Here is a 23,881-nt window from a genome sequence, read left to right as displayed (position 1 = left end):
GATGACGGCCAGGACCCGTCGGCGGATCTTCATGGATCAGCGAGCGGCGCCGGGAGCACCTCCCAGCCCTCGTACCGGTGGTCGCACTCGCGCCCACGAAGATCCGCCGGACAGGCCCTAGGCGTGGGGGCTGTCGGCACCCGCCGCGGCGGGGCGCGGGGCGCGGGCCGGGCAGCAGCCGACGGGGCACAGGTCGTGGCTCGGGCCGAGGGCGCCCAACGCGCAGCGCTCCGGCGAGCGGCCGCGCTCGGTGGCCGCGCGCTCCAGCACCAGGTCGCGGACGGCGGCGGCGAAGCGCGGGTCGGCGCCCACGGTGGCGGCGCGGGCGACCGGCAGCCCGAGCTCGGCGGCCTTGGCGGCGGCTTCGGTGTCGAGGTCGTACTTGACCTCCATGTGGTCCGAGACGAAGCCGATCGGGATCATCACGACGCCGGGGACACCGGCGCCGTGCGCGCTCTCCAGGTGGTCGCAGATGTCGGGCTCGAGCCAGGGGATGTGCGGGGCGCCGCTGCGGGACTGGTAGACGAGCTGCCAGGGGTGGCCGACGCCGGTCTCCTCGGTCACCGCCTCGGCGATCAGGCGGGCGACGTCGAGGTGCTGGGCGACGTACGCGCCGCCGTCGCCGTGCCCGGCCACCGGTCCGGAGGTGTCGGCGGCGACGGTCGGGATGGAGTGCGTGGTGAAGGCCAGGTGCGCCCGCTCCCGGACGCCCTCGGGCAGCTCGGCGAGCGCCGCCAGCGTCGCGTCGACCATGGGGCGGACGAAGCCGGGGTGGTTGAAGTAGTGGCGCAGTTTGTCGACGCGCGGCGGCGTCAGGCCCTCGGCCTCCAGGGCGGCGAGGGCGTCCGCGAGGTTCTCGCGGTACTGCCGGCAGCCGGAGTAGGAGGCGTACGCGCTGGTGGCCAGCGTCAGGACGCGGCGGTGGCCGTCCTCGGTCAGCCGGCGCAGGGTGTCGGTCAGATACGGCGCCCAGTTGCGGTTGCCCCAGTAGACCGGCAGGTCCAGGCCGTGGTCGGCGAAGTCCTTGCGCAGCGCGTCGAGCAGCTCACGGTTCTGGGCGTTGATCGGGCTGACGCCGTCGAAGAGGAAATAGTGCTGCCCGACCTCCTTGAGCCGCTCGCGGGGGATGCCCCGGCCACGGGTCACGTTCTCCAGGAACGGCACGACGTCCTCCGGGCCCTCGGGTCCGCCGAAGGACAGCAGCAACAGGGCGTCGTAAGGGGAACACTGGGCAGCAGGGCTCTGATCCGACATGCGTCCGATCCTGCCACCCGGGACTGACAGGCAGGAAATGGCCGTGCGTCGCACTGTTGTACGGCGTAAGCTGTATCGGCCACTTACATCCCTTACGCCCAGCGCGCCCCTCCCCCGTCGCCCCCTGGCCGTCATCTCTCGCGGAGTCACCCTTGCCCAGTCCCTACCGCGCGATATTCGCCGCCCCCGGCGCCAAGGGCTTCTCCACCGCCGGCTTCTTCGGCCGGATGCCGCTGTCGATGATGGGCATCGGCATCGTCACGATGGTCTCCCAGCTCACCGGCCGCTACGGGCTGGCGGGCGCGCTCTCGGCGACGCTCGCGCTGTCGGCCGCCGTGCTCGGCCCGCAGATATCCCGGCTCGTCGACCGGCACGGGCAGCGCCGGGTGCTGCGCCCGGCGACGCTGGTGGCGCTCGCCGCGGTCGCGGGGCTGCTGATCAGCGCGCAGCAGGAGTGGCCGGACTGGACGCTGTTCCTCTTCTCGGCCTGCGGCGGCTGCGTGCCGAGCGTGGGCTCGATGGTGCGGGCCCGGTGGGCGGCGATCTACCGGGGCTCGCCGCGGGAGCTGCACACCGCGTACTCCTTCGAGTCCGTCGTCGACGAGGCGTGCTTCGTCTTCGGGCCGATCCTGTCGATCGGTCTGTCCACGGCGTGGTTCCCGGAGGCGGGCCCGCTGCTGGCCGGCTGCTTCCTGGCCGTCGGGGTCTTCTGGCTGACCTCGCTGCGCGCCACCGAGCCCGCGCCGCACCCCCGCGACCATCACGGCGACGGTTCCGCGCTGCGCTCGCGGGGGCTCCAGGTGCTGGTGGCGACCTTCGTCGCCACGGGCGCCATCTTCGGCGCGGTGGACGTGGTGACGGTGGCGTTCGCCGAGGAGGAGGGCCACAAGGCCGCGGCGAGCCTGGTGCTCGCGGTGTACGCGCTGGGCTCCTGCCTGGCGGGCGTGGTCTTCGGCCTGCTGCATCTGAAGGGCGACCCGGCCCGCCGCTGGCTGCTGGGCGTGTGTGCGATGGCCGTGAGTATGATCCCCCTCCAACTGGTCGGGAACCTGCCGTTCTTGGCCGTGGCGCTCTTTGTCGCGGGCCTGTCCATCGCGCCGACGATGGTCACCACGATGGCCCTCGTCGAACAGCATGTACCGCGCGCGAAGCTGACCGAGGGCATGACCTGGACGAGCACCGGGCTCGCGGTCGGGGTGGCGCTCGGGTCGTCGGCCGCCGGCTGGGTGGTCGACGCCGCGGGCGCCGGGGCGGGGTACACGGTGGCCGGCGTGTCGGGGGTGCTCGCGGCGGCGGTCGCGTTCCTCGGGTACCGCCGGCTCCGGCCGGCGCCGCAGCGGGTGGGGGCACCCATCCCGCAGGCAAGGGGAGGGTCTGTCGCGGATGACGGAGCGGACGACGGGAACGAGCAGCAGCGCGTGGCGTAACTGGGCGGGGAACGTCACCGTCCGGCCGGAACGGACCGCGGCCCCGGCCTCGGCCGAGGAGCTGGCCGCCCTGGTCGCCGAGGCGGCCGCCGAGGGCCTGCGGGTGAAAATGGTCGGCACCGGTCACTCCTTCACGGCCGCCGCGGCCACGGACGGGCTGCTGATCCGCCCCGAGCGGCTCACCGGCGTCCAGGCGGTCGACCGCACCGCGGGAACCGTGACGGTCGCCGCGGGCACACCCCTCAGGCGGCTGAACGAGACGCTGTCCGCGCACGGCCTGTCGCTGGCCAACATGGGCGACATCATGGAGCAGACGGTCTCCGGGGCGGTCAGCACCGGCACCCACGGCACCGGCCGCGACTCGGCCTCGCTGGCCGCCCAGATCACCGGCCTGGAGCTGGTGACGGCCGACGGCTCACGGCTGACCTGCTCCGCGCGCGAGAACCCGGACGTCTTCGCCGCGGCCCGGCTGGGGCTCGGCGCCCTGGGCGTGATCACCGCGATCACCTTCGCGGTGGAGCCGGAGTTCCTGCTCAGGGCGCGTGAGGAACCCATGCCCTTCGACCGGGTGACGGCCGAGTTCGATCAGCTGGTCGCCGAGAACGAGCACTTCGAGTTCTATTGGTTCCCGCACACCGACAGCTGCACCACCAAGCGCAACAACCGCAGCGCGGGCCCCGCGGCGCCGCCCGGTCGCTTCGCCGGCTGGGTCGAGGACGAGCTCCTGGCCAACGGCCTCTTCCAGGCCGTGTGCACGGTGGGCCGGGCCGCCCCCGCCGCCGTCCCCGGCATCGCCAAGGTCGCCGGCCGGGCCCTCTCCGCCCGTACGTACACCGATGTCGCCTACAAGGTCTTCACCAGCCCGCGCCGGGTCCGCTTCCTGGAGATGGAGTACGCGCTGCCGCGCGAGGCCGCCGTGGCGGCGCTGCGGGAGTTACGGGCGATGATCGAGCGCACGGGGCTGCGGATCGGCTTCCCGGTGGAGGTGCGGACCGCCCCGGCCGACGACGTGCCGCTGTCCACCGCCTACGGGCGGGACACCGCCTATCTGGCCGTGCACATGTACCGGGGCACTCCGCACCGGGCCTACTTCACCGCCGCCGAGCAGATCATGACGGCCCACGGCGGACGGCCGCACTGGGGAAAGCTGCACAGCCGTGACGCCGCGTATCTGGCCGGGGCCTATCCGCGGTTCGCGGAGTTCGGCGCGCTGCGGGACCGGCTGGACCCGCAGCGCGTCTTCGGCAACGACTACCTGCGGCGGGTCCTAGGAGCCTGAGCCCGTGCCGGCCGCGGCGTTCTGCTGGCCCTGGGGCGGCTGCGGCGACTGCGACGGCTGACCGCCGCCGGTGCCCGCGCCGCCATTGGTGGTGTCGCCCTTGCCGTCGTCGCCCTTGCCGCTGTCCGGCGTCCCGCTGGGCTCGCTGGGCGGGGTCGGCTTCGGGGTCGGCGCACCGCCGCCGGAGGACGGCGAGGTCCGCGGGTCCGGCGTCGAGTGGTCCGTGCCGCCGCCCTGCCGGGAGGGGTCGGGGGACGGGGACGATCCGTCGGTGCCGCTCTCCTGGCCGCCGCCCTGCGAGTGGCCGGGGCCGGGCGTGTGGGAGGGCGCCCGGTCGTGCTTCTTCTCCGACTTCTGCGGTTGGAAGATCTGGCCAACCGTGGTCCCGCCGCCGCCGTCCGCACTGGAGCCCTGGACCAGCTCGACGGCGGTCACCGTGCCCATGGCCAGGACGAAGACGGCACCGGCGGCCAGCAGCGGACGCTTCCAGCCGCGCAGCCGGGTGCCGTGGGTCGTGCCGTCACTGAACGTGTCGTTGAAAGCGCCCGTCAGCGAGCCGCTGTCGGAGCCGTTGCGCGTGTCGCCATGCTGATCGTTGTGCGGTTCGGAGCCCGCGCCGGAGTGCGCCCCCGCGTACGCCCCGGCTTCCGCCGAGGGGCCCGCTTGGTACAGGGCCTGCGTCGCGTCGATCTCCGGCAGCATCTGGGTCGCCTCGACCTGCCGGAGCAGCCGCGTGCGGTCCGGATCCGGCGTCCCGGGCCGGCCCCCGCCGGCCGCCGGCATGACGGTCGTCGCGTCCGCGTCGCCCCCGGACCTGCCGTTTCGCCCTTCGCCGTCCGCTCGGTCGGCCGCATTCCTGACGGCCCGGTCCGCGTCCCGCAGGGGGACCTGGCGCAGCTTCGGCTTCGCCGCCTGGACCGTCGCCTCGGTGATTTTCTCGCCGGTTCGCTTGAACAAGTGCTGGAAGATCGTGCCACCGGTGGTGGCGACCACGCTGACGACACCGGCACCGATAATCGTCCCGTATACACCGAGCTTGCCCGCGAGCAGCGCGGCGACGCACGCCGCGAGGGCGCTGCCGGCTACCTGCGCGACGCTCAGCTCCAGACGCTTGTTCTTCGGTTTTGCCTCGCTTTCGCCTTTGTCGTCCATCTCCAGCCTCTGTGTAGCCCTTTCATTCCTTCTGACAGACAGGACAGACTTCCGAGCGTAACGAACAGTTCCGATTCGGGCGATTGTGTGAACCTCGCCACCTAAGGGACAGCCGTACACACGAAGGGGCGCACTCAACTCCCTTGCCGGGGGTGAACTTCGATGGCGCGCCGATCCACCCCCAGTGGCCCGAATGGAGTACTGTGGCGAGCCCTGGCCCCAGTTATCCCGTCCGGCTGCCCGGACCCAACGGGAGGGGCCCAGGCGGCACTCGCCCCGTCAACTCGGCAATGTTGTGGCAGGCTGCACCCGGGCAGGCCACACTCGACTAGCGGAAGCAGCGACGCACGTGACGTCGGCAGGCACCACCCGGGAGGTCCCCATGCCCGAACTGCGTGTCGTGGCCGTCTCCAACGACGGCACACGGCTGGTGCTCAAGGCTGCGGACAGCACGGAGTACACGCTTCCCATCGACGAGCGCCTGCGCGCCGCGGTGCGCAACGACCGTGCCCGTCTGGGACAGATCGAGATCGAGGTGGAGAGCCATCTCCGCCCCCGAGACATCCAGGCCCGTATACGTGCGGGCGCCTCCGCCGAGGAGGTCGCGCAGCTCGCCGGCATCCCGGTCGAGCGAGTCCGGCGCTTCGAGGGTCCTGTACTGGCCGAGCGCGCGTTCATGGCCGAGCGGGCCCGCAAGACACCCGTCCGCCGCCCCGGCGAGAACACCGGCCCGCAGCTCGGTGAGGCCGTGGCGGAGCGGATGTCCCTGCGGGGAGCCGAGAAGGACACCGCGCAGTGGGACTCGTGGCGCCGCGACGACGGCACCTGGGAGGTCCTCCTCGTCTACCGCGTGGCCGGTGAGCCGCGCGCCGCGAGCTGGACGTACGACCCGCCCCGGCGGATCGTGCAGGCGATGGACGACGAGGCACGGGCCCTCATCGGCGAGACCGATGACACGCCCGAGCCGAGCTTCCCGTTCGTCCCGCGCATCGCCCGGCTGCCCCGCGACCGGCCGCTGGACCGGTCGCTGGACCGGCAGCAGCAGGCTCCCCCGCCGTCGGACGCGGACGCCGAGTCCCCGGCCGAGGAGACGGTCAAGGAGCGCGACACCCTGACGAGCCTGCTCGAAGCGGTGCCCAGCTTCCGTGGCGACATGGTGGTGCCCGAGGCACCGTCGGTGGCTCCCGCGGTCCCGTCCGAGGGCCCGCCGGACGAGGCGGAGGCCGCCGAGCCGCCCGCACCGGCGGCGAGCGCCGGTGCCGCGTACGCGGACGTACTGATGCCGCGGTCGGTGGCCGGCCACCGGGACCGGCTGACCGGCACGACGGACCGTCAGGCGGAAGCGGACGGCGTCCGGCCGGGCCGCCGGGCGGCGGTACCCAGCTGGGACGAGATCGTCTTCGGCACCCGCCGCAAGAAACAGGAGTGAGCCCACTGCGGTGAGCCGCCGTCATCTCCCCCACCGAGGCGAGGGAGGTGACGGCGGCTCAGTCGCTTGCTCACCCACATGGCCGCCGCCCGATCGGCTCGTTTCCCCGACGGGATCCGCGTCCACTTTCGCGATCGCCCGGGCTTATTTTCAGCCAACGGCGAGGGGCGGTCAGCCCGGCTGAGGGCCCGTCGCCACGGGACGGCTGCCGTCCGCCGTCCACTCGCTCCAGGAGCCGATGTACAGCGCCGCCGGGATCCCGGCGACCGCCAGGGCCAGCACCTGCTGTGCCGCCGACACTCCCGAGCCGCAGTAGACGCCGACCTCCGTGTCCGGCGTGACGCCCAGCCCCGCGAACCGGCGGCCGAGCACCGCCGCGGGGTGGAAGCGGCCGTCCTCCGTCGCGTTCTCGCTCGTCGGGGCGGACACCGCGCCGGGGATATGGCCGGCGACCGGGTCGATCGGCTCCACCTCGCCCCGGTAGCGCTCCCCCGCCCGCGCGTCCAGCAGCAGACCCCGCCGGGCCAGCGCCGCCGCGCCGTCCGCGTCGAGAAGGATCGGCCGCGCGCCGGGCTCGGGGACGAAGTCACCCTCCGTCACCGACGGGATCTCCTTGGTCAGCGAACCGCCCCGGCCCGTCCAGGCGGCGAGCCCGCCGTCGAGCACCCGTACGGCCGGGTGGCCCGTCCAGCGCAGCAGCCACCAGGCGCGGGCCGCCGCCCAGCCCAGCCCGCCGTCGTAGACGACGACCTCACGGTCCCGGCTCACCCCGGCCCGCCGCATCGCCGCCCCGAAGGCGGCGATGTCCGGCAGCGGGTGCCGGCCCCGCTCCCCCGGCGCCCCGGCGAGCTCGGTGTCCAGGTCCACATAGACGGCGCCGGGCAGATGCCCGGCCTCGTACTCCGGGCGGCCGGAAGGCCGGCCGTGCTGCCAGCGGATGTCCAGGAGGGTCGGCGGCCGGTCTCCGGCCGCTGCGCTCACGAGTTGGTCTGCGGTGATGATGGCGTCCATGGCCGCCATTCTGGCGTAGTCGGCATTGCGCCGAATGGCCCTCTGGCCAGACCGCGCGAAGCTGATCGATACTGGACGCCCCCGACGCCGAAACGGATGCGCGGCGCGAAATCGGGCATTCTCCTGCGGGAACCCGGGGAATCCGGCGCGGCCGGGGGGTACGTCACCACAGGTGGTGCAAGCATCGGGTCGAGCCCCGTCCCATCCAGAGCGCCACCGAACCGGCGCGGGCGCGCGGCCACCACGATGGTCCGAGGAGAGAGTGACGATGACCGAGGTATGGGGGTCCCCCCAGCAGAGCAAGGGGGAGGCTCGGCACACCCCAGGCACCCCATGCTGGACGAGTCTCCTGGTGCACGATCTGGAGGCTATCCAGGACTTCTACAGTGGTCTGTTCGGCTGGAGCTACTACAGCCCCGGACCACGCCAACTGGGCCCGTACGTCCGTGCGACGATCGACGGCCGCGACGTGGCCGGGATCGGCGAACTGCTGCCCGACCGCCGGCTGTCGACCACCTGGACGACCTATCTCGCGAGCGACGACGCGGACGCGACCGCGGAGTGGATCCGCTGTTCCGGCGGCACCGTGGGCGTGGGCCCGCTGACCGCGGAGGACGCGGGGCGGCTGGTGCTCGCCTCCGACCCGGCGGGGGCGCCCTTCGGCGTCTGGCAGGGCCAGGAGCTGGTGGGCCCCGCGCTGGTGGGCGTGCCGGGCACGCCGGTCTGGCATGAGCTGATCACCTATGAGACGACCGCCGTCGTGAAGTTCTACCAGGCCCTCTTCGGCTACGAGACGGTGTCGGCCGACCCGTTGGACACCGACTACCTCACCCTGCTCGTGGACGGCCGTCCGGTCGCCGCGATCCACGGCGTGGGGGCCGCCCTGCCGCGCCGCCGGGGCCCGCACTGGATGACGTACTTCGAGGTGGCGGACACCGACGCCGCCGCCCGGCGGGCGGACGAGCTCGGCGGCCGGGTGCTGCTGCCGCCTCAGGAGGGGCGGACCGGCCGGGTGGCCACGGTCGCGGACCCGGAGGGGGCCGTCTTCACACTCCTACGGACGACGCGTTAGCGCTCTCGTCGACGGGGTCCAGCGGCAGCACGTCGGGCGACAGGGCCGCGGCGCGGGCCGCGGCGGCCGTCAGCCGACGGCGGTGGTGACGGCGGCACAGCACCTCGTAACCCACCACGGTCTCCGGCTGGTTGACGTCGCCCACGACCACCTGCGCGCCTTCGACGACCATCTGTCCGCCGACCGTACGGGCGTTGTGGGTGGCGCGCGCGCCGCACCAGCAGAGCGCCTCGACCTGGAGGACCTCTATCCGGTCGGCGAGTTCGACCAGGCGCTGGGAGCCGGGGAAGAGCCGGGTGCGGAAGTCGGTGGTGATGCCGAAGGCGAAGACGTCGAGTTCGAGGTCGTCGACGATCCGGGCCAGCTGATCGACCTGCTCCGGGGCGAGGAACTGCGCCTCGTCGGCGATGACGTAGTCCGCGCGGCCGCCGGCGGAGATGTGGCCGACGATGTGCGCGTAGAAGTCGAAGCCCTCGCCCGCCTCGACGGAGTCGGTGACCAGACCGAGCCGGGAGGAAAGCTTTCCCTCACCCGCGCGGTCGTTCTTCGTGTAGATCATCCCTTGGAGTCCGCGGGTCGAGCGGTTGTGCTCGATCTGCAGAGCGAGGGTGCTCTTTCCGCAGTCCATGGTTCCGGAGAAGAACACCAGCTCGGGCATGGGAAAGCCAATGCCTTTCATTTGTCTCGGTCGTCGGCGGGCAGGCGGTGCGGCGGGGCGGTGCTGGGGTGCGCACGGCTCGCGTGCGTATCAGGTGCGTACTTCGACGAGCGGCACGAGCTGCTCGACGGGCGTCATGGATCCGTGCAGACCGACCATCGCGGATTCGTTCGGCTCGGTCTCGGACGCGACGATCGCGATGTCGTCGCGGGCCGCGGCGACGACATCGCCGATCCGGGCGTACACCCGGTCGTCGACGCCCTCCCCGGGCGGTCCGAACCAGCCGGCCTCGATGGCCTCGTCACGGCCCGCCACCCACATCTGCTCACCGAGCACCTCGCGCCATACGGCGAGCACATCGTTGGCGGCGCCGGGCACGGCGTACACATGGCGGGCCCGGGCCTCGCCGCCGAGCAGGGCGACCCCGGCGCGCAGCTCCCAGTCCTCGTCGAAGTCGATGCGCGACTCCGGGTCGAAGGGGATGTCGATCATGCCGTGGTCGGCGGTGACGTACAGCGCCGAGCGGGGCGGCAGCTGCTCGGCTAGCCGCTGGGCGAGCCGGTCCACGTACATCAACTGGCCGCGCCACTCGTCGGAGTCGACGCCGAAGCGGTGGCCCTTGCCGTCGACCTCGCTGTAGTAGGTGTAGACGAGCGAGCGGTCGGCGGCGGCGAGCCGGTCGGCCGCGAGGTCCATCCGGTCCTCGCCGGAGAGCCGGCCGTGGAAGGTGCCGCCGCTCAGTGCGATCTTCGTCAGCGGGGTGTGCTGGAAGTCGGGCGCGGAGACCTGGCAGGTGTGCACCCCGGCGGCGTCCGCGAGTTGGAAGACGGTCGGATACGGCTGCCAGACGTGCGGGTCGGTCCACGGCCGCCAGCGGAGCTGGTTCATCAGCTGACCGGTGGCGGGGTCGGCGACGGTGTAGCCCGGCAGGCCGTGGGCGCCGGGCGGCAGACCGGTGCCCACCGAGGCCAGTGAGGTGGCGGTGGTCGACGGGAAGCCCGCGGTCATGGGCTGGCCGGTGCCGTTCATGGACGTGCCGAGCAAGGAGTGCAGGAAGGGCGCTTCCGCCGGGTGGGCGCGCAGCAGCTCCCAGCCCAGACCGTCGATGAGGAAGACGCAGACCCGGTCGGCGGACGCGAGGTCCATGCCGGCGGGCAGGCCGGGGACGCCCATGCCGGACGCGATGGTGGGCAGCAGGTCGGCGAGCGAGCCGGTGCCGTAGCGCGGGAGCGGGGCGGAGCGGGGGTCGAGCGGTGCGGGCTCGTGCCAGGCGGAGCCCGCTGTCGTCAGGTGTGCCATCAGCGGGCGGTGGCCGCGGTCGCCTCGGAGAGCGCCTGGGCGAAGGCCAGGGTCTGGCGGACGGTGTCCGGACCGTCGCCCGCCTCGCTGACGCGCAGGCTCAGGTCGTCGGCGGTCGACGAGCCGGTGTAGCCGTGGTCGGCGTCGCAGTTGGGGTCACCGCAGGCGGCGGGCTCCAGGTCGATCCGGGAGACCGCGCCCCAGCCGATGGTGAGGACGACCTCGCGCGGCAGGGTGCCGGGGGTGTACGACTCGGGGTTGGCGACGACGCGGCTGAGCACGACCGAGGAGATCCGGCCGATCTTCACGGACTCGGTCGAGGTGGTGGCGTACGGGGACGGCGACGTGGCGTCGGCGGCCTGCTCGTCGGTGTGGCTGACGATGAAGCGCGTGCCGGTCAGGACGAGGACCGTCACATGGCGGCGGACCTCGTTCGAATCGAAGGTCGTCTCCTGGTGGACCAGGTACGAAACGACCGGCTCCCCGCCCACGGCGGCCTCCACCGCCTCGGCCACGAGGGCCGGGTAGTAGCCGCTGCGCTCGATCGCCGCGCGCAGCCCCTGGGTCGTCGTACCGGTCTTCGCCATACGCCCATCCTACGGGGCGTACGGGGTCGCCTTGGCGCTCGGCCTCAGCGGCCCCTTGGCCCGAGGTCCGCGGCTGTGGGCCGTCCTGCCGTCTGCGGCGGCGAACGCCCTGCGGCGGTGCGCACCCCCACCGGGTCAATACGCGGGCAGGCTGCGCGGGCCGAGATCGGTGCGGGCAGGGGGCGGGGCGAGGCGCAGGGACGCGCCGAGCACATGGACGCCGTGCGGGGCGACGATCACGGGCTCCAGGTCGGCGCCCACGACCTCGGGGTGGTCGTCCACCAGGCGCGAGACGCGCAGCAGCAGCTCCTCGAGGGCCCCGGTGTCCACGGGGGCGGAGCCACGCCAGCCGAAGAGCAGCGGCGCGGTACGGATGGAGCGGATCAGCTCGGCGACGTCCCGGTCGGTCGCCGGGACGAGGCGGTGGGCCGTGTCACCGAGCAGCAGGGACGGCGCCCCCGCCAGCCCGAAGGAGAGCACCGCGCCGGCCGCCGGGTCGATCGCGGCCCGTACGACCGTGTCGACGCCGCGGGGGGCCATCGACTGCACCACCAGCCGGGTCTCCTCGGGCTTGCCGAGCAGCTCGGTCAACTCCGCGTAGGCCCGGCGCAGTTCCCCCTCGCCGCCCAGGTCGAGCCGGACGCCGCCGAGGTCGGCGCGGTGGCGCAGGTGCGGGGCGGTGGGCTTGAGCGCCACGGGGAACCCGAGCCGGTGTGCCGCGCGGACGGCGCCGTCGGGGTCGGGTGCGGGCAGGGCGGGCAGCACGGCGATCCCGTACCGGGCGAGGAGCCGCTGGGTGTCGGCGGCGGACAGCGTGACGGCCCGGGGGCCGCCGGGCCGCGAGGTGGCCGCGCCGTGGGCGGTCAGCAGCACGTCGATGTCGGCGGCCGCACCGGCCTCGTCGATGTCGTCGTACTCGGGCACCCGGCCGGGCTCCGCGAGCTGCCGCCGCCAGCGGGCGTACCGCGCGGCCTCGGCCAGGGCCCGGACGGCGCGCTCGGCCGCGGGGTAGGCGGGTATCCGCACGGCGGGCGCGCGGTCGGCGGGTCCGTCCGGCTGCCCGGGGGGCGCGGTGGGGGCGGCCGCCAACGCCTCGGCGAGGCCCTCGATCTCCAGGTGGACGACGGTGACGGGCTTGGCGGCCGGGGCCTGCGCGACGGCTTCCCGCAGGGCGGTCGCGAGGTCGGCGGCGGAAGTGCCGTCCACCCAGGGGATCGCGGTGACCACCACCGCGTCGCTCCCGCCGTCCGCCAGGGCCCCGGCGAGGGCCGCGCGGAAGTCGGCGGGCCCCGCGGCCGTGGTGAGGTCGCGCGGGGGCAGCGGGCGCAGGCCTTCCGTGAGGCAGGCGTCGTAGGTGAGCAGGGCCAGCGACTCGGAATTGCCGAGGATGGCCACGCGGGGGCCCGCGGGCAGCGGCTGGGAGGCGAGGAGCAACCCGGCGTCGGCGAGCTCGGTGACCGTGTCGACGCGTATGACGCCCGCCTGCCGCAGCAGGTCGGAGACGGTGGCGTCGGGGATGCGGGTGGTGGGGACGGCGTGCCCCGTGGGGGCCGCGCCGCCGTGGCGGGCGCCCTTGACGACGACGACCGGCTTACGGGCCGCGGTGCGCTTGGCGAGGCGGGTGAACTTCCGGGGATTGCCGATCGATTCCAGGTACATGAGGGCGACGTCGGTGTCGGGGTCGTCGTGCCAGTACTGGAGGAAGTCGTTGCCGGAGACGTCGGCGCGGTTTCCCGCGGAGACGAAGGTGGAGACGCCGACCAGTCCGGCGGCGCGCCGGTGCAGCCCGGAGAGCAGGGCGATGCCGATCGCGCCGGACTGGCTGAACAGCCCGAGCCGCCCGGCCGCGGGCAGCTCGGGCGAGAGGGAGGCGTTGAGCCGGACGCCCTCGGCGGTGTTGATGAGGCCGAAGGCGTTGGGGCCGATGATGCGCATGCCGTACGAGCGGGCCTGGCGGACCAGCTCGCGCTGGCGGGCGCGGCCGTCGGGGCCGCTCTCGGCGTATCCGGCGGAGAGGACGACGAGGCCCTGGACGCCGTGCTCGCCGCACTCGGCGACGACGGACGGCACCGCGGCGGCGGGCACGGCGACGACGGCGAGGTCGACGGGGTCGGTGATGTCGAGGACCGAGCGGTGGGCGGGGACGCCTTCGGGTTCGAGGACGGAAAGCCCTTCGGGGAAGGCCCGGTTGACCGCGTGCGCGCGCCCCGTGAAGCCGCCCGCCAGCACATTGCGCAGGACGGTGCGGCCCATGCCGCCCGGCTCGCGGCCCGTGCCGATGACGGCGACGGAGCCGGGGGCCAGGAGGCGCTGGACGGAGCGGGCCTCGGCGCGCTGCTCGCGGGCCCGCTGGACGGCGAGGGACCGGTCGGTGGGTTCGAGGTCCAGCTCGAGACGGACGACGCCGTCCTCGAAGCTGCGCTTCTGGGTGTACCCCGCGTCCGTGAACACCTTGATCATCTTGGTGTTGGCGGGCAGCACCTCGGCGGCGAAGCGCCGGATGGAGCGCTCGCGGGCGACGGCCGCGACGTGTTCGAGCAGGGCGGAGGCGACACCGCGGCCCTGGTGGGCGTCCTGGACGAGGAAGGCGACCTCGGCCTCGTCGGCGGGGGCGGTGGCGGGCATGCCCCGGGCGTCGATGCGGTCGTAGCGGACGGTGGCGATGAACTCGCCCCCGACGGTGGCGGCCAGGCCCACCCGGTCGACGTAGTCGTGGTGGGTGAATCGGTGCACGTCCCGGTCGGAGAGCCGGGGGTAGGGCGCGAAGAAGCGGTAGTACTTCGACTCGTCCGACACCTGTTCGTAGAAGCTGACCAGGCGGCCCGCGTCGTCGGGGGTGATGGGGCGGACCTGGGCGGTGCCGCCGTCGCGCAGCACGACGTCGGCTTCCCAGTGGGTCGGGTACGCGTGCTCGGACGGCGTCTGCATGGGGTCAGCGTACGACCGGGGACCGACAACGGTCCCGGCTCACCCCCCTTGCGGCAAGGGCGCGGGGGCGGTTGTCACCCGGGAGGCGGCCGGACGTTCGTCCGGGGTGTCGTGCGAGGTGTCGCCCGAGGTGTCGTGGGGAGCACCACACCGGAGCACCGCCACCCCCGTGAGACACTGGTCTAGACAACCAATAGCGACTTGAAGGGCAACACCATGGTTGAGCGCCGCGTCAACGTCGGCTGGGCCGAGGGCCTGCACGCCCGTCCCGCGTCGATCTTCGTCCGTGCGGCGACGGCCGCCGGCGTCCCCGTGACGATCGCCAAGGCCGACGGCAGCCCCGTCAACGCCGCGTCGATGCTGGCCGTGCTGGGCCTGGGCGCCCAGGGCGGCGAGGAGATCGTCCTCGCCACCGAGGCGGAAGGCGCCGAGGCCGCGCTCGACCGTCTGGCCAAGCTGGTCGCCGAGGGGCTCGAGGAGCTCCCGGAGACCGTCTGATTCACCGCGCATCGCGCCCGGCGGGGCCGCGGCGGCCGATTGAGGCCGTCGCGGCCCCGCTTTTCGTTTGCACGGACCCGTTTGTTTTGCGCGGGCATATGAGGCCTGAAGCCGCACCCGGAAATACCGGCCCCGCGCCCTCGGCGGCGCCTTGAATAGCGGATTCTTGTTAAGAGCGAGCGCTCACCGTGTTTACGGATTGTTTCGGATTTCTCACTCGCCCGGCCCGCCCCACACGCACCGCCCGGCGCAGTCGGTATTCACCCGGCGGCCGGCCGGCCCGTGCCTCGGCCAGCGCCCGGGCCCGCTCCGCGTCGCCCCGGGCGACGGCGTCGACGAGGGCCCCGTGGGCGTCCCAGACCTCGACGGGCCGCAGCGGGGTCTCCGGTGCGTAGACCCAGGCGATCTTCAGTCGTAGCTGGGTCAGCAGAGCGGCGAGGCTGGGGCTGCCGGAGGCCTGGGCGAGGGTCTCGTCGAACCAGTCGCCCAGCGGGCGCAGTTCCGCCGTACGGCCGCCCCGGGCGCGCTCCTGCCCGAGCCTGACCAGTCCGCGCAGCACCTTCAGATGGGCCTCCGTGCGGCGCTGCGCGGCGCGTGCGGCACCGAGCGGCTCCAGCAGGGCCCGGACGTCGAGGAGATCGGCGGCTTCCCGCTCACTGGGTTCGGCGACGCACGCCCCGGCGTGCCGGCGGGTGGTCACGAACCCTTCGGAGGCGAGGGTGCGCAGGGCTTCGCGCACCGGCACCCGGGAGACGCCGTAACGACGGGCCAGTAACTCCTCGATGAGCCGGCTGCCGGGCGGGTGGGCCCCGGAGACGATGTCGTCGCGGATCGCCGCGCACACGGCGTGCGCGGAAATGCGGCCGCCTTCTCGCACTGCGTCGCCATTGCCGGTCACGTGGGGCCCCACATCGGTGAACCTCCGCCTTAATCCCCGCGAAACGCGGCCGATTGACGTCTGTTCGGCGACTCTATGGCAATAGCCGGGGATTTCCGATGGGAGACCGGAATCCATGGCTATTTTTTGGCCAACGGGCCGGTGGATACGCCTGGTCGACGCGTCCGGCCAACGCGAAGGCCCCGGCCGGAGCCGGGGCCTTCGCGAAAGATGAGTGCGGGACTTGCGCCCCGGAGGCGACGGTCAGACGCTGACGCCGTGCGCGCGCAGGTAGGCGACGGGGTCGATGTCGGAGCCGTAGTCGGCACCCGTACGGGCCTCGAAGTGCAGGTGCGGGCCGGTGACGTTGCCCGTGGAGCCGGAGATGCCGATCTGCTGCCCCGCGGTGACCGTCTGGCCGGCGCTGACGCTGATCGAGGAGAGGTGGCCGTACTGCGTGTAGGTGCCGTCGTTGTGCTTGATGACGACGTTGTTGCCGTACGCGCCGCCCCAGCCCGCCTCGACGACGGTGCCGGCGCCCACGGACTGCACCGTCGAGCCCTCGGCGGCGTGGAAGTCGACGCCGGTGTGGCTGCCGGAGGACCACAGGCCGCTGGAGGCCTTGTAGGAGGTGGAGACGTAACTGCCGTCGATCGGGGAGACGTAGGCGTTGAGACGCTTGCGCTCCTCGTCGCGGGCGGCGCGCTCCTTCTCGGCGCGCTCGGCCTCGGCCTTGCGCTTGGCCTCGTCCGCGCGCTGCTTGGCGTCCGCGGCCTTCTGCTTCGCGTCGGCCTCCGCCTTCAGCCGCGCCTCGGCCTCGTAGGCGGCGCTCTGCTGGGTGTCGGCCTGGGCGTCGATCCGGTCGGCGGTCTCGTCACCCATGACGACGGCCTGGGTGAGGCCGGTGTCCTGGACGCGCGGGGCGTCGTCGGTGGCGGCGATCGCCGGAGCGGCGAAGCCGGCGACCACACCGGTGGCGGTGAGCGTGGCGATGCCCGCCACGTTCGCGCTCACGCGGACGGCGCGGCTCGGACGACGATGCTTGCCAGTGGCACCTATGAACGCCATGGGTGTGGCCATTCCTTTCCTTCCTTCTCGCCTACCGGGTTAGCTGACGGGTTCGGAGCAGGAAGGTCTCCTACGGCTCCCTCCGGGAAGGGACCCGATTCACCCCAGGGACTGTGGGTCCCCGGCTCCCCTGGCTCGCGCCATTGGGGACTCGGCGATGACTGACCGGTGCCGCGGATGCGACTCACATCTGACGGTCAGCCGGACTGACGCTAATCGGGGTGCGTTTCGATCGACAAACAGAACCGAGGTTTTGTGTCGTACGCCACACTCCAGACGTGCAACCTCTCCTTCAAAACGGACATAAGGGAGGCACGCGAGCCCCGTTGGCCCCGCGTGCCTCCCTTATGCGCTTATCTGCTGACCAGTTGGCCGTCCCGTGCGGGCGCTGCCGACCGCACCCGGCCGCGACCGGTCACCGCTCCGACGTGCCGTCAGCCCTGGACGACCGTCACCGCTCCGATGCCCAGTGCCTTGACGGGCTCCAGGATCTCCGCGGCGTCACCGACGAGGACCGTCACGAGGCGGTCGGCCGGGAACGCGCTCACGACGGCCGCGGTGGCCTCCACGGTGCCCGTCTCCGCGAGGCGCTCGTACAGGTGCGCCTGGAAGTCGTCCGGGAGGTGCTGCTCGACCTGGTCGGCGAGCGTGCCCGCGACGGCGGCGGCCGTCTCGTACTTGAGCGGGGCGACGCCCACGAGGTTCTGCACGGCGACGTCGCGCTCGGCGTCGGTCAGCCCCTCGGCGGCCAGGGTGCGCAGCACGGTCCACAGGTCGGCCAGCGCCGGTCCGGTGGACGCGGTGTCGACGGAGCCGCTGATGGCGAGCATCGCGGCGCCGGTGCCGTCGGGCGCCGAGCGGAGCACCTGGCCGAAGGAGCGCACACCGTAGGTGTAGCCCTTCTCCTCGCGCAGGACGCGGTCCAGGCGGGAGGTGAGGGTGCCGCCGAGGCAGTACGTGCCGAGCACCTGGGCGGGCCAGACGCGGTCGTGCCGGTCGCCGCCGATCCGGCCGATGAGGAGCTGGGTCTGCACCGCGCCGGGGCGGTCGACGATCACGACGCGGCCGGAGTCGTCCGCGGTGATCGGCGGTACGGGCCGGGGCTCGGCTGCGGAGCCGGTCCACGCGCCGAGGGACTCGGCCAGCGCCTTGTCGAGGTCGACACCGGTGAAGTCGCCGACGACCACGGCGGTCGCCGTGGCGGGGCGGACGTGCGCCTCGTAGAAGGCGCGGACGGCGGCGGCGTCGATGCGCTCGACGGTCTCCTCGGTGCCCTGGCGGGGGCGGGACATCCGCGACTCGGCGGGGAAGAGCTCCTTGGAGAGCGCCACGGCGGCCCGGCGGGCGGGGTTGGCCAGCTCGTGCGGGATCTCGTCCAGCCGGTTGCGGACGAGGCGCTCGACCTCGCCGTCGGGGAACGCGGGGGCGCGCAGGGCGTCGGCGAGCAGACCGAGCGCCTTGGGCAGCCGGGAAGCGGGGACCTCCAGCGAGACCCGGACGCCGGGGTGGTCGGCGTGCGCGTCGAGGGTGGCCCCGCAGCGCTCCAGCTCGGCCGTGAACTCCTCGGCGGTGTGCCGGTCGGTGCCCTCGGACAGGGCGCGCGCCATGATCGTGGCGACGCCGTCGAGCCCCTGCGGCTCGGCGTCCAGGGGCGCCGCGAGGTTGATCTCGACGGCGACGACCTGCTGGCCGGGGCGGTGGCAGCGCAGCACGGTGAGGCCGTTGGGCAGCTCACCGCGCTCGGGGGCCGGGAAGGCCCACGGGGTGGCCTCGCCGGGCTGCGGCCGGGGGTGGAAGTCCATCGAAGGGCCTGCGGTCCGCGTGCTGCTCGCGGGTGCGGCGTCGCTCACTGGGCCGTCTCGCTTTCCGTTGCGTTTCCTGCGTTCTCGTCGGCCTCGGGGGCGGTCGGCTCGTACACCAGCACGGCGCGGTTGTCGGGGCGCAGCCGGGCCGCGGCGACCTCCCGCACCTCCTCGGCGGTGATGTCCAGGACCCGGTCGACCGCGCTGAGGGCGAGCTGCGGGTCGCCGAACAGGACCGCGTAGCGGCACAGTTCGTCCGCGCGGCCGCTGACCGTGGCGAGCCGGTCCAGCCACTCGCGCTCCAGCTGGGCCTGGGCGCGCTCCATCTCCTCCGGGGTCGGCCCCTCGGCGGCGAAGCGGGCCAGCTCCTCGTCGACGGCGGTCTCGATGTCCGGGACCTCGACGCCGCCGGACGTCTTGACGTCCAGCCAGCCGAGCGAGGGGGCGCCGGCGAGCCGCAGCAGGCCGAAGCCGGCGGCGACGGCGGTGCGGTCGTGGCGGACCAGGCGGTTGTGGAGCCGGGAGGACTCGCCGCCGCCGAGGACGGTGAGGGCGAGGTCGGCGGCGTCGGCCTCACGGGTGCCGTCGTGCGGCAGACGGTAGGCGGCCATCAGGGCGCGGGAGGGGACCTCCTCGCGCACGACCTCGCGCAGCTGCTCGCCGATGACGTCGGGAAGGCTGCCGTCGCGCGGCGGCTGCTTGCCGTCGTGGGCGGGGATGGAGCCGAAGTACTTCTCGATCCAGGCGAGCGTCTGCTCGGTGTCGATGTCGCCGACGACCGACAGGACGGCGTTGCCCGGCGCATAGTACGTGCGGAAGAAGGCGCGCGCGTCCTCCAGGGAGGCGGCGTCCAGGTCGGCCATCGAGCCGATCGGGGTGTGGTGGTACGGGTGGCCGTCGGGGTAGGCCATGGCCGTCAGCTTCTCGAACGCGGTGCCGTAGGGCACGTTGTCGTAGCGCTGGCGGCGCTCGTTCTTGACGACGTCGCGCTGGTTCTCCATCGACTCCTCGTCGAGGGCGGTCAGCAGCGACCCCATCCGGTCGGCCTCGAGCCACAGGGCCAGCTCCACCTGGTGGGCCGGCATGGTCTCGAAGTAATTGGTGCGCTCGAAGCTGGTGGTGCCGTTGAGCGAGCCGCCCGCGCCCTGCACCAGCTCGAAGTGGCCGTTGCCCTTGACCTGCGCCGAGCCCTGGAACATGAGGTGCTCGAAGAGGTGGGCGAGGCCGGTACGGCCCTTGACTTCGTGGCGCGAGCCGACGTCGTACCAGAGGCAGACCGCGGCGACCGGGGTCAGATGGTCCTCGGAGAGCACCACCCGCAGGCCGTTGGCCAGGCGGTGCTCGGTCGCTGTCAGGCCGCCGGTACCGGCCTGTTGCGTGGCCGTGTGACCCATGGGCATGTACGTCCCTTCGATCGCTGGAAAAATCTCGCCCCGCCTCGCGGCGTCCGCCGCGGCGACTAGCGTGATGAACAGTTCTGTCACTGTATGCAAGCGCGCTGACATCTGGCGAAGTTCCCGTCACGGTGCGCTCTTACGGACGGGTCGCGGTCGGCGTTGTCAGTGGCGCGGTCCACAATGGTCGGCGTCAGACCCCCCACCTCGGCAATCGATCGAAGGAGCCGCAGCCGCGATGGCCCGCCGCAGCACGAAGACCCCGCCGCCGGACGACTTCGAGGAGCGCATCCTCGACATCGACGTCGTCGACGAGATGCAGGGCTCCTTCCTCGAGTACGCCTACTCGGTCATCTACTCGCGCGCTCTGCCCGATGCCCGGGACGGGCTGAAGCCCGTCCAGCGCCGCATCCTGTTCCAGATGAACGACATGGGGCTGCGCCCCGAGCGTTCGTACGTGAAGTGCGCCCGCGTCGTCGGCGAGGTGATGGGCAAGCTCCACCCGCACGGCGACGCGTCCATCTACGACGCCCTGGTCCGCATGGCGCAGCCGTTCTCCATGCGGGTGCCGCTGGTCGACGGGCACGGCAACTTCGGTTCGCTGGGCAATGACGACCCGCCCGCCGCGATGCGGTACACCGAGGCCCGCATGGCGGCGACGACGTCGCTGATGACGGAGTCGATCGACGAGGACACCGTCGACTTCACGCCGAATTACGACGGCAGCGAGCAGGAGCCGGTGGCCCTCCCGGCCGCCTATCCGAACCTTCTGGTCAACGGCGCGACCGGCATCGCGGTCGGCATGGCGACGAACATGCCGCCGCACAATCTGGGCGAGGTCGTCGCCGCCGCCCGGCACCTGATCAAGCACCCGGGCGCCGACCTCGACACCCTGATGCGGTTCGTCCCGGGTCCGGACCTGCCCACGGGCGGCCGGATCGTCGGGCTGAGCGGCATCCGGGACGCCTACGAGACCGGCCGCGGCACCTTCAAGATCCGTGCGACCGTCGCCGTGGAGAATGTGACGGCCCGCCGCAAGGGCATCGTCGTGACCGAACTCCCCTTCACGGTGGGTCCGGAAAAGGTGATCGCCAAGATCAAGGACCTGGTCGGCTCGAAGAAGCTCCAGGGCATCGCCGACGTCAAGGACCTCACCGACCGCTCCCACGGTCTGCGCCTGGTCATCGAGGTGAAGAACGGCTTCAACCCGGAGGCCGTGCTCGAGCAGCTCTACAAGCTGACGCCGATGGAGGAGTCCTTCGGCATCAACAACGTCGCGCTGGTGGACGGCCAGCCGTTGACGCTGGGCCTCAAGGAGCTGCTGGAGGTCTATGTCGACCACCGCTTCGAGGTCGTGCGCCGTCGCAGCGAGTTCCGCCGCGGCAAGCGCCAGGACCGGCTGCACCTGGTCGAGGGCCTGCTGGTGGCCCTCATCGACATCGACGAGGTCATCCGAATCATTCGATCGAGTGAGAACGCGGCGCAGGCCAAGGAGTCACTCGTCGCGCGCTTCTCGCTCTCCGAGGTGCAGACGCAGTACATCCTCGACACCCCGCTGCGCCGTCTGACGAAGTTCGACCGCGTCGAGCTGGAGTCGGAGCGCGACCGGCTCACCACCGAGATCGAGGAGCTGACCCGGATCCTGGATTCCGACGCCGAGCTGCGCAAGCTCGTCTCGGGCGAACTGGCGGACGTGGCGAAGAAGTTCGGCACCGACCGTCGCACGGTGCTGCTGCAGTCGGCGGGCTCGCCGGTCTCCGCGGTGCCGCTGGAGGTCGCGGACGACCCGTGCCGGGTACTGCTGTCCTCGACCGGGCTGCTGGCCCGTACGGCCAGCGCGGAGCCGTTCGCGCACGAGGGCGACCACGGCGAGGTCAAGCGCGTCAAGCACGATGTGATCGTCTCGGCGGTCCCGGCGACGGCTCGGGCGGACGTGGGGGCGGTCACCTCGGCCGGCCGGCTGCTGCGGCTGCCGGTGATCGATCTGCCGCAGCTCCCGGAGACGGCGTCGGCGCCGAATCTCTCGGGTGGCGCGCCGGTGTCGGAGTTCCTGTCACTGGAGGACGGCGAGCGGATCGTCTGCCTCACCACCTTGGACGAGTCCTCGCCGGGGCTCGCGATCGGCACGGAGCAGGGCGTCGTCAAGCGCGTGGTCCCGGACTATCCGGCCAACAAGGACGAGCTGGAGGTCATCGGCCTCAAGGACGGTGACCGGGTCGTCGGGGCCGTGGAGCTGCGTACGGGCGAGGAGGACCTGGTCTTCATCACGGACGACGCCCAGTTGCTGCGCTATCCGGCCGGGCAGGTCCGGCCGCAGGGCCGGCCCGCGGGCGGCATGGCGGGGATCAAGCTCTCCGACGGGGCGAAGGTGATCTCCTTCACGGCCATCGACCCGGCGGGCGACGCCGTGGTGTTCACCGTGGCGGGCGCGCGCGGCACACTGCTCGGCGCTTCGGAGACGACGGCGAAGATGACGCCGTTCGACCAGTACCCCCGCAAGGGGCGGGCCACGGGCGGCGTGCGCTGCCAGCGGTTCCTCAAGGGCGAGGACTGCCTGGTGCTGGCCTGGGCGGGCGCGTCGCCGGCCCGCGCGGCGAACGCGGCGGGAACCCCCGTCGAGCTGCCGGACCTCGACCCGCGCCGCGACGGCTCCGGCGTGCCGCTGGCGAAGCCGGTGGCCGTCGTGGCGGGGCCGGTGTAGCTGCCGGTCAGCCCTGCGCGTACCGCAGGACGCCCCACATGCTGTGCTCGTCGGCGGTGGCGGCGTCCTGCGGACCGGTCTCCCGGCAGGTCTCCAGCTCGCGCCGGAGCGCCTCGGCGTCGATGCCCGAGCCGATCAGCACCAGCTGGGTGAGGCGCTGCGCACCGCGCGCCCAGGGCGCCGGGTAGAAGCGCAGGAAGCGGCCGACGGCGTGCACGGCGTACCGGTTGCGCGGGTCGGCCGCTCCGAAGTGGACGTAGCCCTTGATCCGGTAGAGCCCGTCGGGCCGGTTGTCGAGGAAGGCCATGAGCCGGCGCGGGTTCATGGGTTCCTCGGCGGTGAAGGAAGCGCTGTCGTACGCGGCGTGCAGATGCGCGCGGCGGTGACGGCCGGGGCAGTCGTGCCCGTCGTGGCAGTCGTGCGGGTGGTCCTCGCCGCCGTCGCCCGCGGCGTCGTCCTCGCCGTCGTACAGGTCCTCGAAGGAGAGCAGGTCCTCGAAGGAGAGCTGGCCGATCGTCTCGGTCCTGGGCTTGCGGTCGAAGAACAGCTCCGGGTCGACCCGGCCGTGCGAGGCGGGAATGACGGCCGTGCCGTCGCACAGTCCGTCGAGCGTCTCCCGCACCCGGTGCAGCTCCGCCTCGGCCACCCGGTCGGCCTTGTTCAGCACGACGAGGTCGGCGAGGGCGAGGTGCCGGTCGATCTCGGGATGCCGGTCCCTGGTGGCGTCGAACTCCGCCGCGTCGACGACCTCGACCAGCCCGCCGTAGACGATGTGCGGGTTCTCGCTGGCGAGGACCATCCGGACCAGTTCCTGCGGCTCGGCCAGCCCGCTCGCCTCGATGACGATGACGTCCAGCCCGACCGAGGGCCGGGTGAGCTTCTCCAGGTAGACATCGAGCTCGCTCGCGTCGACGGCGCAGCACAGGCAGCCGTTGCCGAGCGAGACGGCGCCGTCGACCTGCCCGGCGATCGCCATGGCGTCGATCTCGATGGAGCCGAAGTCGTTGACGATCGCGCCGATCCGGGTGCCGCCGCTGTGCCGCAGCAGATGGTTGAGCAGGGTGGTCTTCCCGGAGCCCAGGAAGCCCGCGAGGACGACGACCGGGATCTGGGGGCCCGCCGGCCGGGCGGTACCCCCGGATGCGGGCGACCCGATCGGGTGATCCGTCCCGGTGGCGTCGGCCGTGTGCTCGTCGTGGTCGGGGTCGTTCGCCGTGCTGTCCGTACTGGCCGTGCTGTTCAAGGGGGTGGCGCCTCCATCACGCGTAGGGAGCGGCGGTGTCCGGCTCCCGCGCCGGGCGACTGGTCCGTAGGCGGTCCGGGCACCGTTCACCCGCCCCAGGATAGGAGCGTGCCGGGCGGGCCCGGCGGGCAGCCGGTCCTCCCGGGCCCGCGACGGCCCGTCCCGGCCCGTGCGTGCCGGGCGCCCCGGTGGTCGCGTCGCG

Annotated in this window: 18 protein-coding genes and 1 riboswitch; of the genes, 6 read left to right on the top strand and 12 right to left on the bottom strand. The window is 72.9% G+C overall.

Going from position 1 to position 23,881, the window contains the following annotated elements; translation table 11 throughout:
• Positions 1 to 117: 117 nt before the first annotated feature.
• Positions 118 to 1,254 carry a ferrochelatase gene (locus JO379_RS25605; RefSeq protein ID WP_209517126.1) on the bottom strand — a complete coding sequence of 379 codons (1,137 nt, stop codon included), beginning with the start codon at positions 1,252 to 1,254 and terminating at the stop codon, positions 118 to 120.
• A 152-nt stretch (positions 1,255 to 1,406) separates the two neighbouring features.
• On the opposite strand from JO379_RS25605, the gene JO379_RS25600 reads away from it, so the two are divergent.
• Complete coding sequence (locus tag JO379_RS25600) at positions 1,407 to 2,681, top strand: MFS transporter (RefSeq protein ID WP_130881785.1); 1,275 nt, start codon at positions 1,407 to 1,409, stop codon at positions 2,679 to 2,681.
• Positions 2,638 to 3,960, top strand: coding sequence for a D-arabinono-1,4-lactone oxidase (locus JO379_RS25595; protein WP_209517123.1), 1,323 nt, complete (start codon positions 2,638 to 2,640; stop codon positions 3,958 to 3,960). Before JO379_RS25600 ends, JO379_RS25595 begins: the two co-directional genes overlap by 44 nt.
• On the opposite strand, the gene JO379_RS25590 is transcribed toward JO379_RS25595, so the two are convergent.
• Positions 3,949 to 5,112 (bottom strand): hypothetical protein, encoded by a 1,164-nt coding sequence (locus tag JO379_RS25590; protein WP_209517122.1) that lies wholly within the window; start codon positions 5,110 to 5,112, stop codon positions 3,949 to 3,951. The two genes, JO379_RS25595 and JO379_RS25590, sit on opposite strands and share 12 nt — an antisense overlap.
• A 349-nt stretch (positions 5,113 to 5,461) precedes the next feature.
• Between JO379_RS25590 and sepH the strand changes: the two genes are divergently transcribed.
• The gene (gene sepH, locus JO379_RS25585) at positions 5,462 to 6,541 is read left to right on the top strand and encodes a septation protein SepH (RefSeq protein WP_130881788.1); all 1,080 of its coding nucleotides are present in this window, start codon (positions 5,462 to 5,464) and stop codon (positions 6,539 to 6,541) included.
• A 171-nt stretch (positions 6,542 to 6,712) separates the two neighbouring features.
• On the opposite strand, the gene JO379_RS25580 is transcribed toward sepH, so the two are convergent.
• Entirely contained in the window at positions 6,713 to 7,552 is an 840-nt protein-coding gene (locus JO379_RS25580; protein WP_130881789.1) for a sulfurtransferase, read from the bottom strand.
• Between the two features lie 268 nt (positions 7,553 to 7,820).
• Here JO379_RS25580 and JO379_RS25575 point away from each other — a divergent pair, with 268 nt between their 5' ends.
• Positions 7,821 to 8,624 carry a VOC family protein gene (locus JO379_RS25575; protein WP_165451697.1) on the top strand — a complete coding sequence of 268 codons (804 nt, stop codon included), beginning with the start codon at positions 7,821 to 7,823 and terminating at the stop codon, positions 8,622 to 8,624.
• On the opposite strand, the gene JO379_RS25570 is transcribed toward JO379_RS25575, so the two are convergent.
• The 4 genes from JO379_RS25570 to JO379_RS25555 form a co-directional block, all read right to left on the bottom strand.
• Entirely contained in the window at positions 8,599 to 9,282 is a 684-nt protein-coding gene (locus tag JO379_RS25570; protein WP_130881790.1) for a thymidine kinase, read from the bottom strand. The genes JO379_RS25575 and JO379_RS25570 overlap by 26 nt on opposite strands.
• A gap of 90 nt (positions 9,283 to 9,372) precedes the next feature.
• The gene (locus tag JO379_RS25565; RefSeq protein WP_130881791.1) at positions 9,373 to 10,581 is read right to left on the bottom strand and encodes an alkaline phosphatase family protein; all 1,209 of its coding nucleotides are present in this window, start codon (positions 10,579 to 10,581) and stop codon (positions 9,373 to 9,375) included.
• Positions 10,581 to 11,168: a DUF5998 family protein gene (locus JO379_RS25560; RefSeq protein ID WP_130881792.1), complete on the bottom strand. Its 588-nt coding sequence runs from the start codon at positions 11,166 to 11,168 to the stop codon at positions 10,581 to 10,583. The genes JO379_RS25565 and JO379_RS25560 overlap by 1 nt, the downstream gene beginning before the upstream one ends.
• Before the next feature lie 135 nt (positions 11,169 to 11,303).
• The gene (locus JO379_RS25555) at positions 11,304 to 14,096 is read right to left on the bottom strand and encodes a bifunctional acetate--CoA ligase family protein/GNAT family N-acetyltransferase (protein ID WP_209517119.1); all 2,793 of its coding nucleotides are present in this window, start codon (positions 14,094 to 14,096) and stop codon (positions 11,304 to 11,306) included.
• A gap of 216 nt (positions 14,097 to 14,312) precedes the next feature.
• Here JO379_RS25555 and JO379_RS25550 point away from each other — a divergent pair, with 216 nt between their 5' ends.
• A complete protein-coding gene (locus tag JO379_RS25550) occupies positions 14,313 to 14,594 on the top strand; it encodes an HPr family phosphocarrier protein (protein ID WP_130881794.1) in 282 nt (93 codons plus the stop codon).
• Positions 14,595 to 14,763: 169 nt separating this feature from the next.
• On the opposite strand, the gene JO379_RS25545 is transcribed toward JO379_RS25550, so the two are convergent.
• The 4 genes from JO379_RS25545 to JO379_RS25530 all read right to left on the bottom strand — a co-directional run bounded on the left by JO379_RS25545 (position 14,764) and on the right by JO379_RS25530 (position 19,741).
• Complete coding sequence (locus JO379_RS25545; protein WP_242626434.1) at positions 14,764 to 15,492, bottom strand: GntR family transcriptional regulator; 729 nt, start codon at positions 15,490 to 15,492, stop codon at positions 14,764 to 14,766.
• A gap of 243 nt (positions 15,493 to 15,735) precedes the next feature.
• The gene (locus JO379_RS25540) at positions 15,736 to 16,539 is read right to left on the bottom strand and encodes a M23 family metallopeptidase (RefSeq protein WP_130881796.1); all 804 of its coding nucleotides are present in this window, start codon (positions 16,537 to 16,539) and stop codon (positions 15,736 to 15,738) included.
• Between the two features lie 13 nt (positions 16,540 to 16,552).
• Positions 16,553 to 16,706: riboswitch (cyclic di-AMP (ydaO/yuaA leader) on the bottom strand.
• A gap of 267 nt (positions 16,707 to 16,973) precedes the next feature.
• The gene (locus JO379_RS25535; RefSeq protein ID WP_130881992.1) at positions 16,974 to 18,341 is read right to left on the bottom strand and encodes a M16 family metallopeptidase; all 1,368 of its coding nucleotides are present in this window, start codon (positions 18,339 to 18,341) and stop codon (positions 16,974 to 16,976) included.
• Between the two features lie 44 nt (positions 18,342 to 18,385).
• On the bottom strand, positions 18,386 to 19,741 hold the full coding sequence (locus JO379_RS25530) for a M16 family metallopeptidase (RefSeq protein WP_130881797.1): 1,356 nt from the start codon (positions 19,739 to 19,741) through the stop codon (positions 18,386 to 18,388).
• Between the two features lie 232 nt (positions 19,742 to 19,973).
• Between JO379_RS25530 and JO379_RS25525 the strand changes: the two genes are divergently transcribed.
• Positions 19,974 to 22,436: a DNA gyrase/topoisomerase IV subunit A gene (locus tag JO379_RS25525; protein WP_130881798.1), complete on the top strand. Its 2,463-nt coding sequence runs from the start codon at positions 19,974 to 19,976 to the stop codon at positions 22,434 to 22,436.
• Between the two features lie 7 nt (positions 22,437 to 22,443).
• On the opposite strand, the gene JO379_RS25520 is transcribed toward JO379_RS25525, so the two are convergent.
• A complete protein-coding gene (locus JO379_RS25520) occupies positions 22,444 to 23,592 on the bottom strand; it encodes a CobW family GTP-binding protein (RefSeq protein WP_130881993.1) in 1,149 nt (382 codons plus the stop codon).
• Positions 23,593 to 23,881 lie beyond the last annotated feature (289 nt).

The organism is Streptomyces syringium (assembly GCF_017876625.1).
Taxonomy (GTDB): domain Bacteria; phylum Actinomycetota; class Actinomycetes; order Streptomycetales; family Streptomycetaceae; genus Streptomyces; species Streptomyces syringius.
The sequence above is the reverse complement of the archived record's forward strand: the minus strand, read 5'-3'. Positions and strand labels throughout refer to the sequence as shown.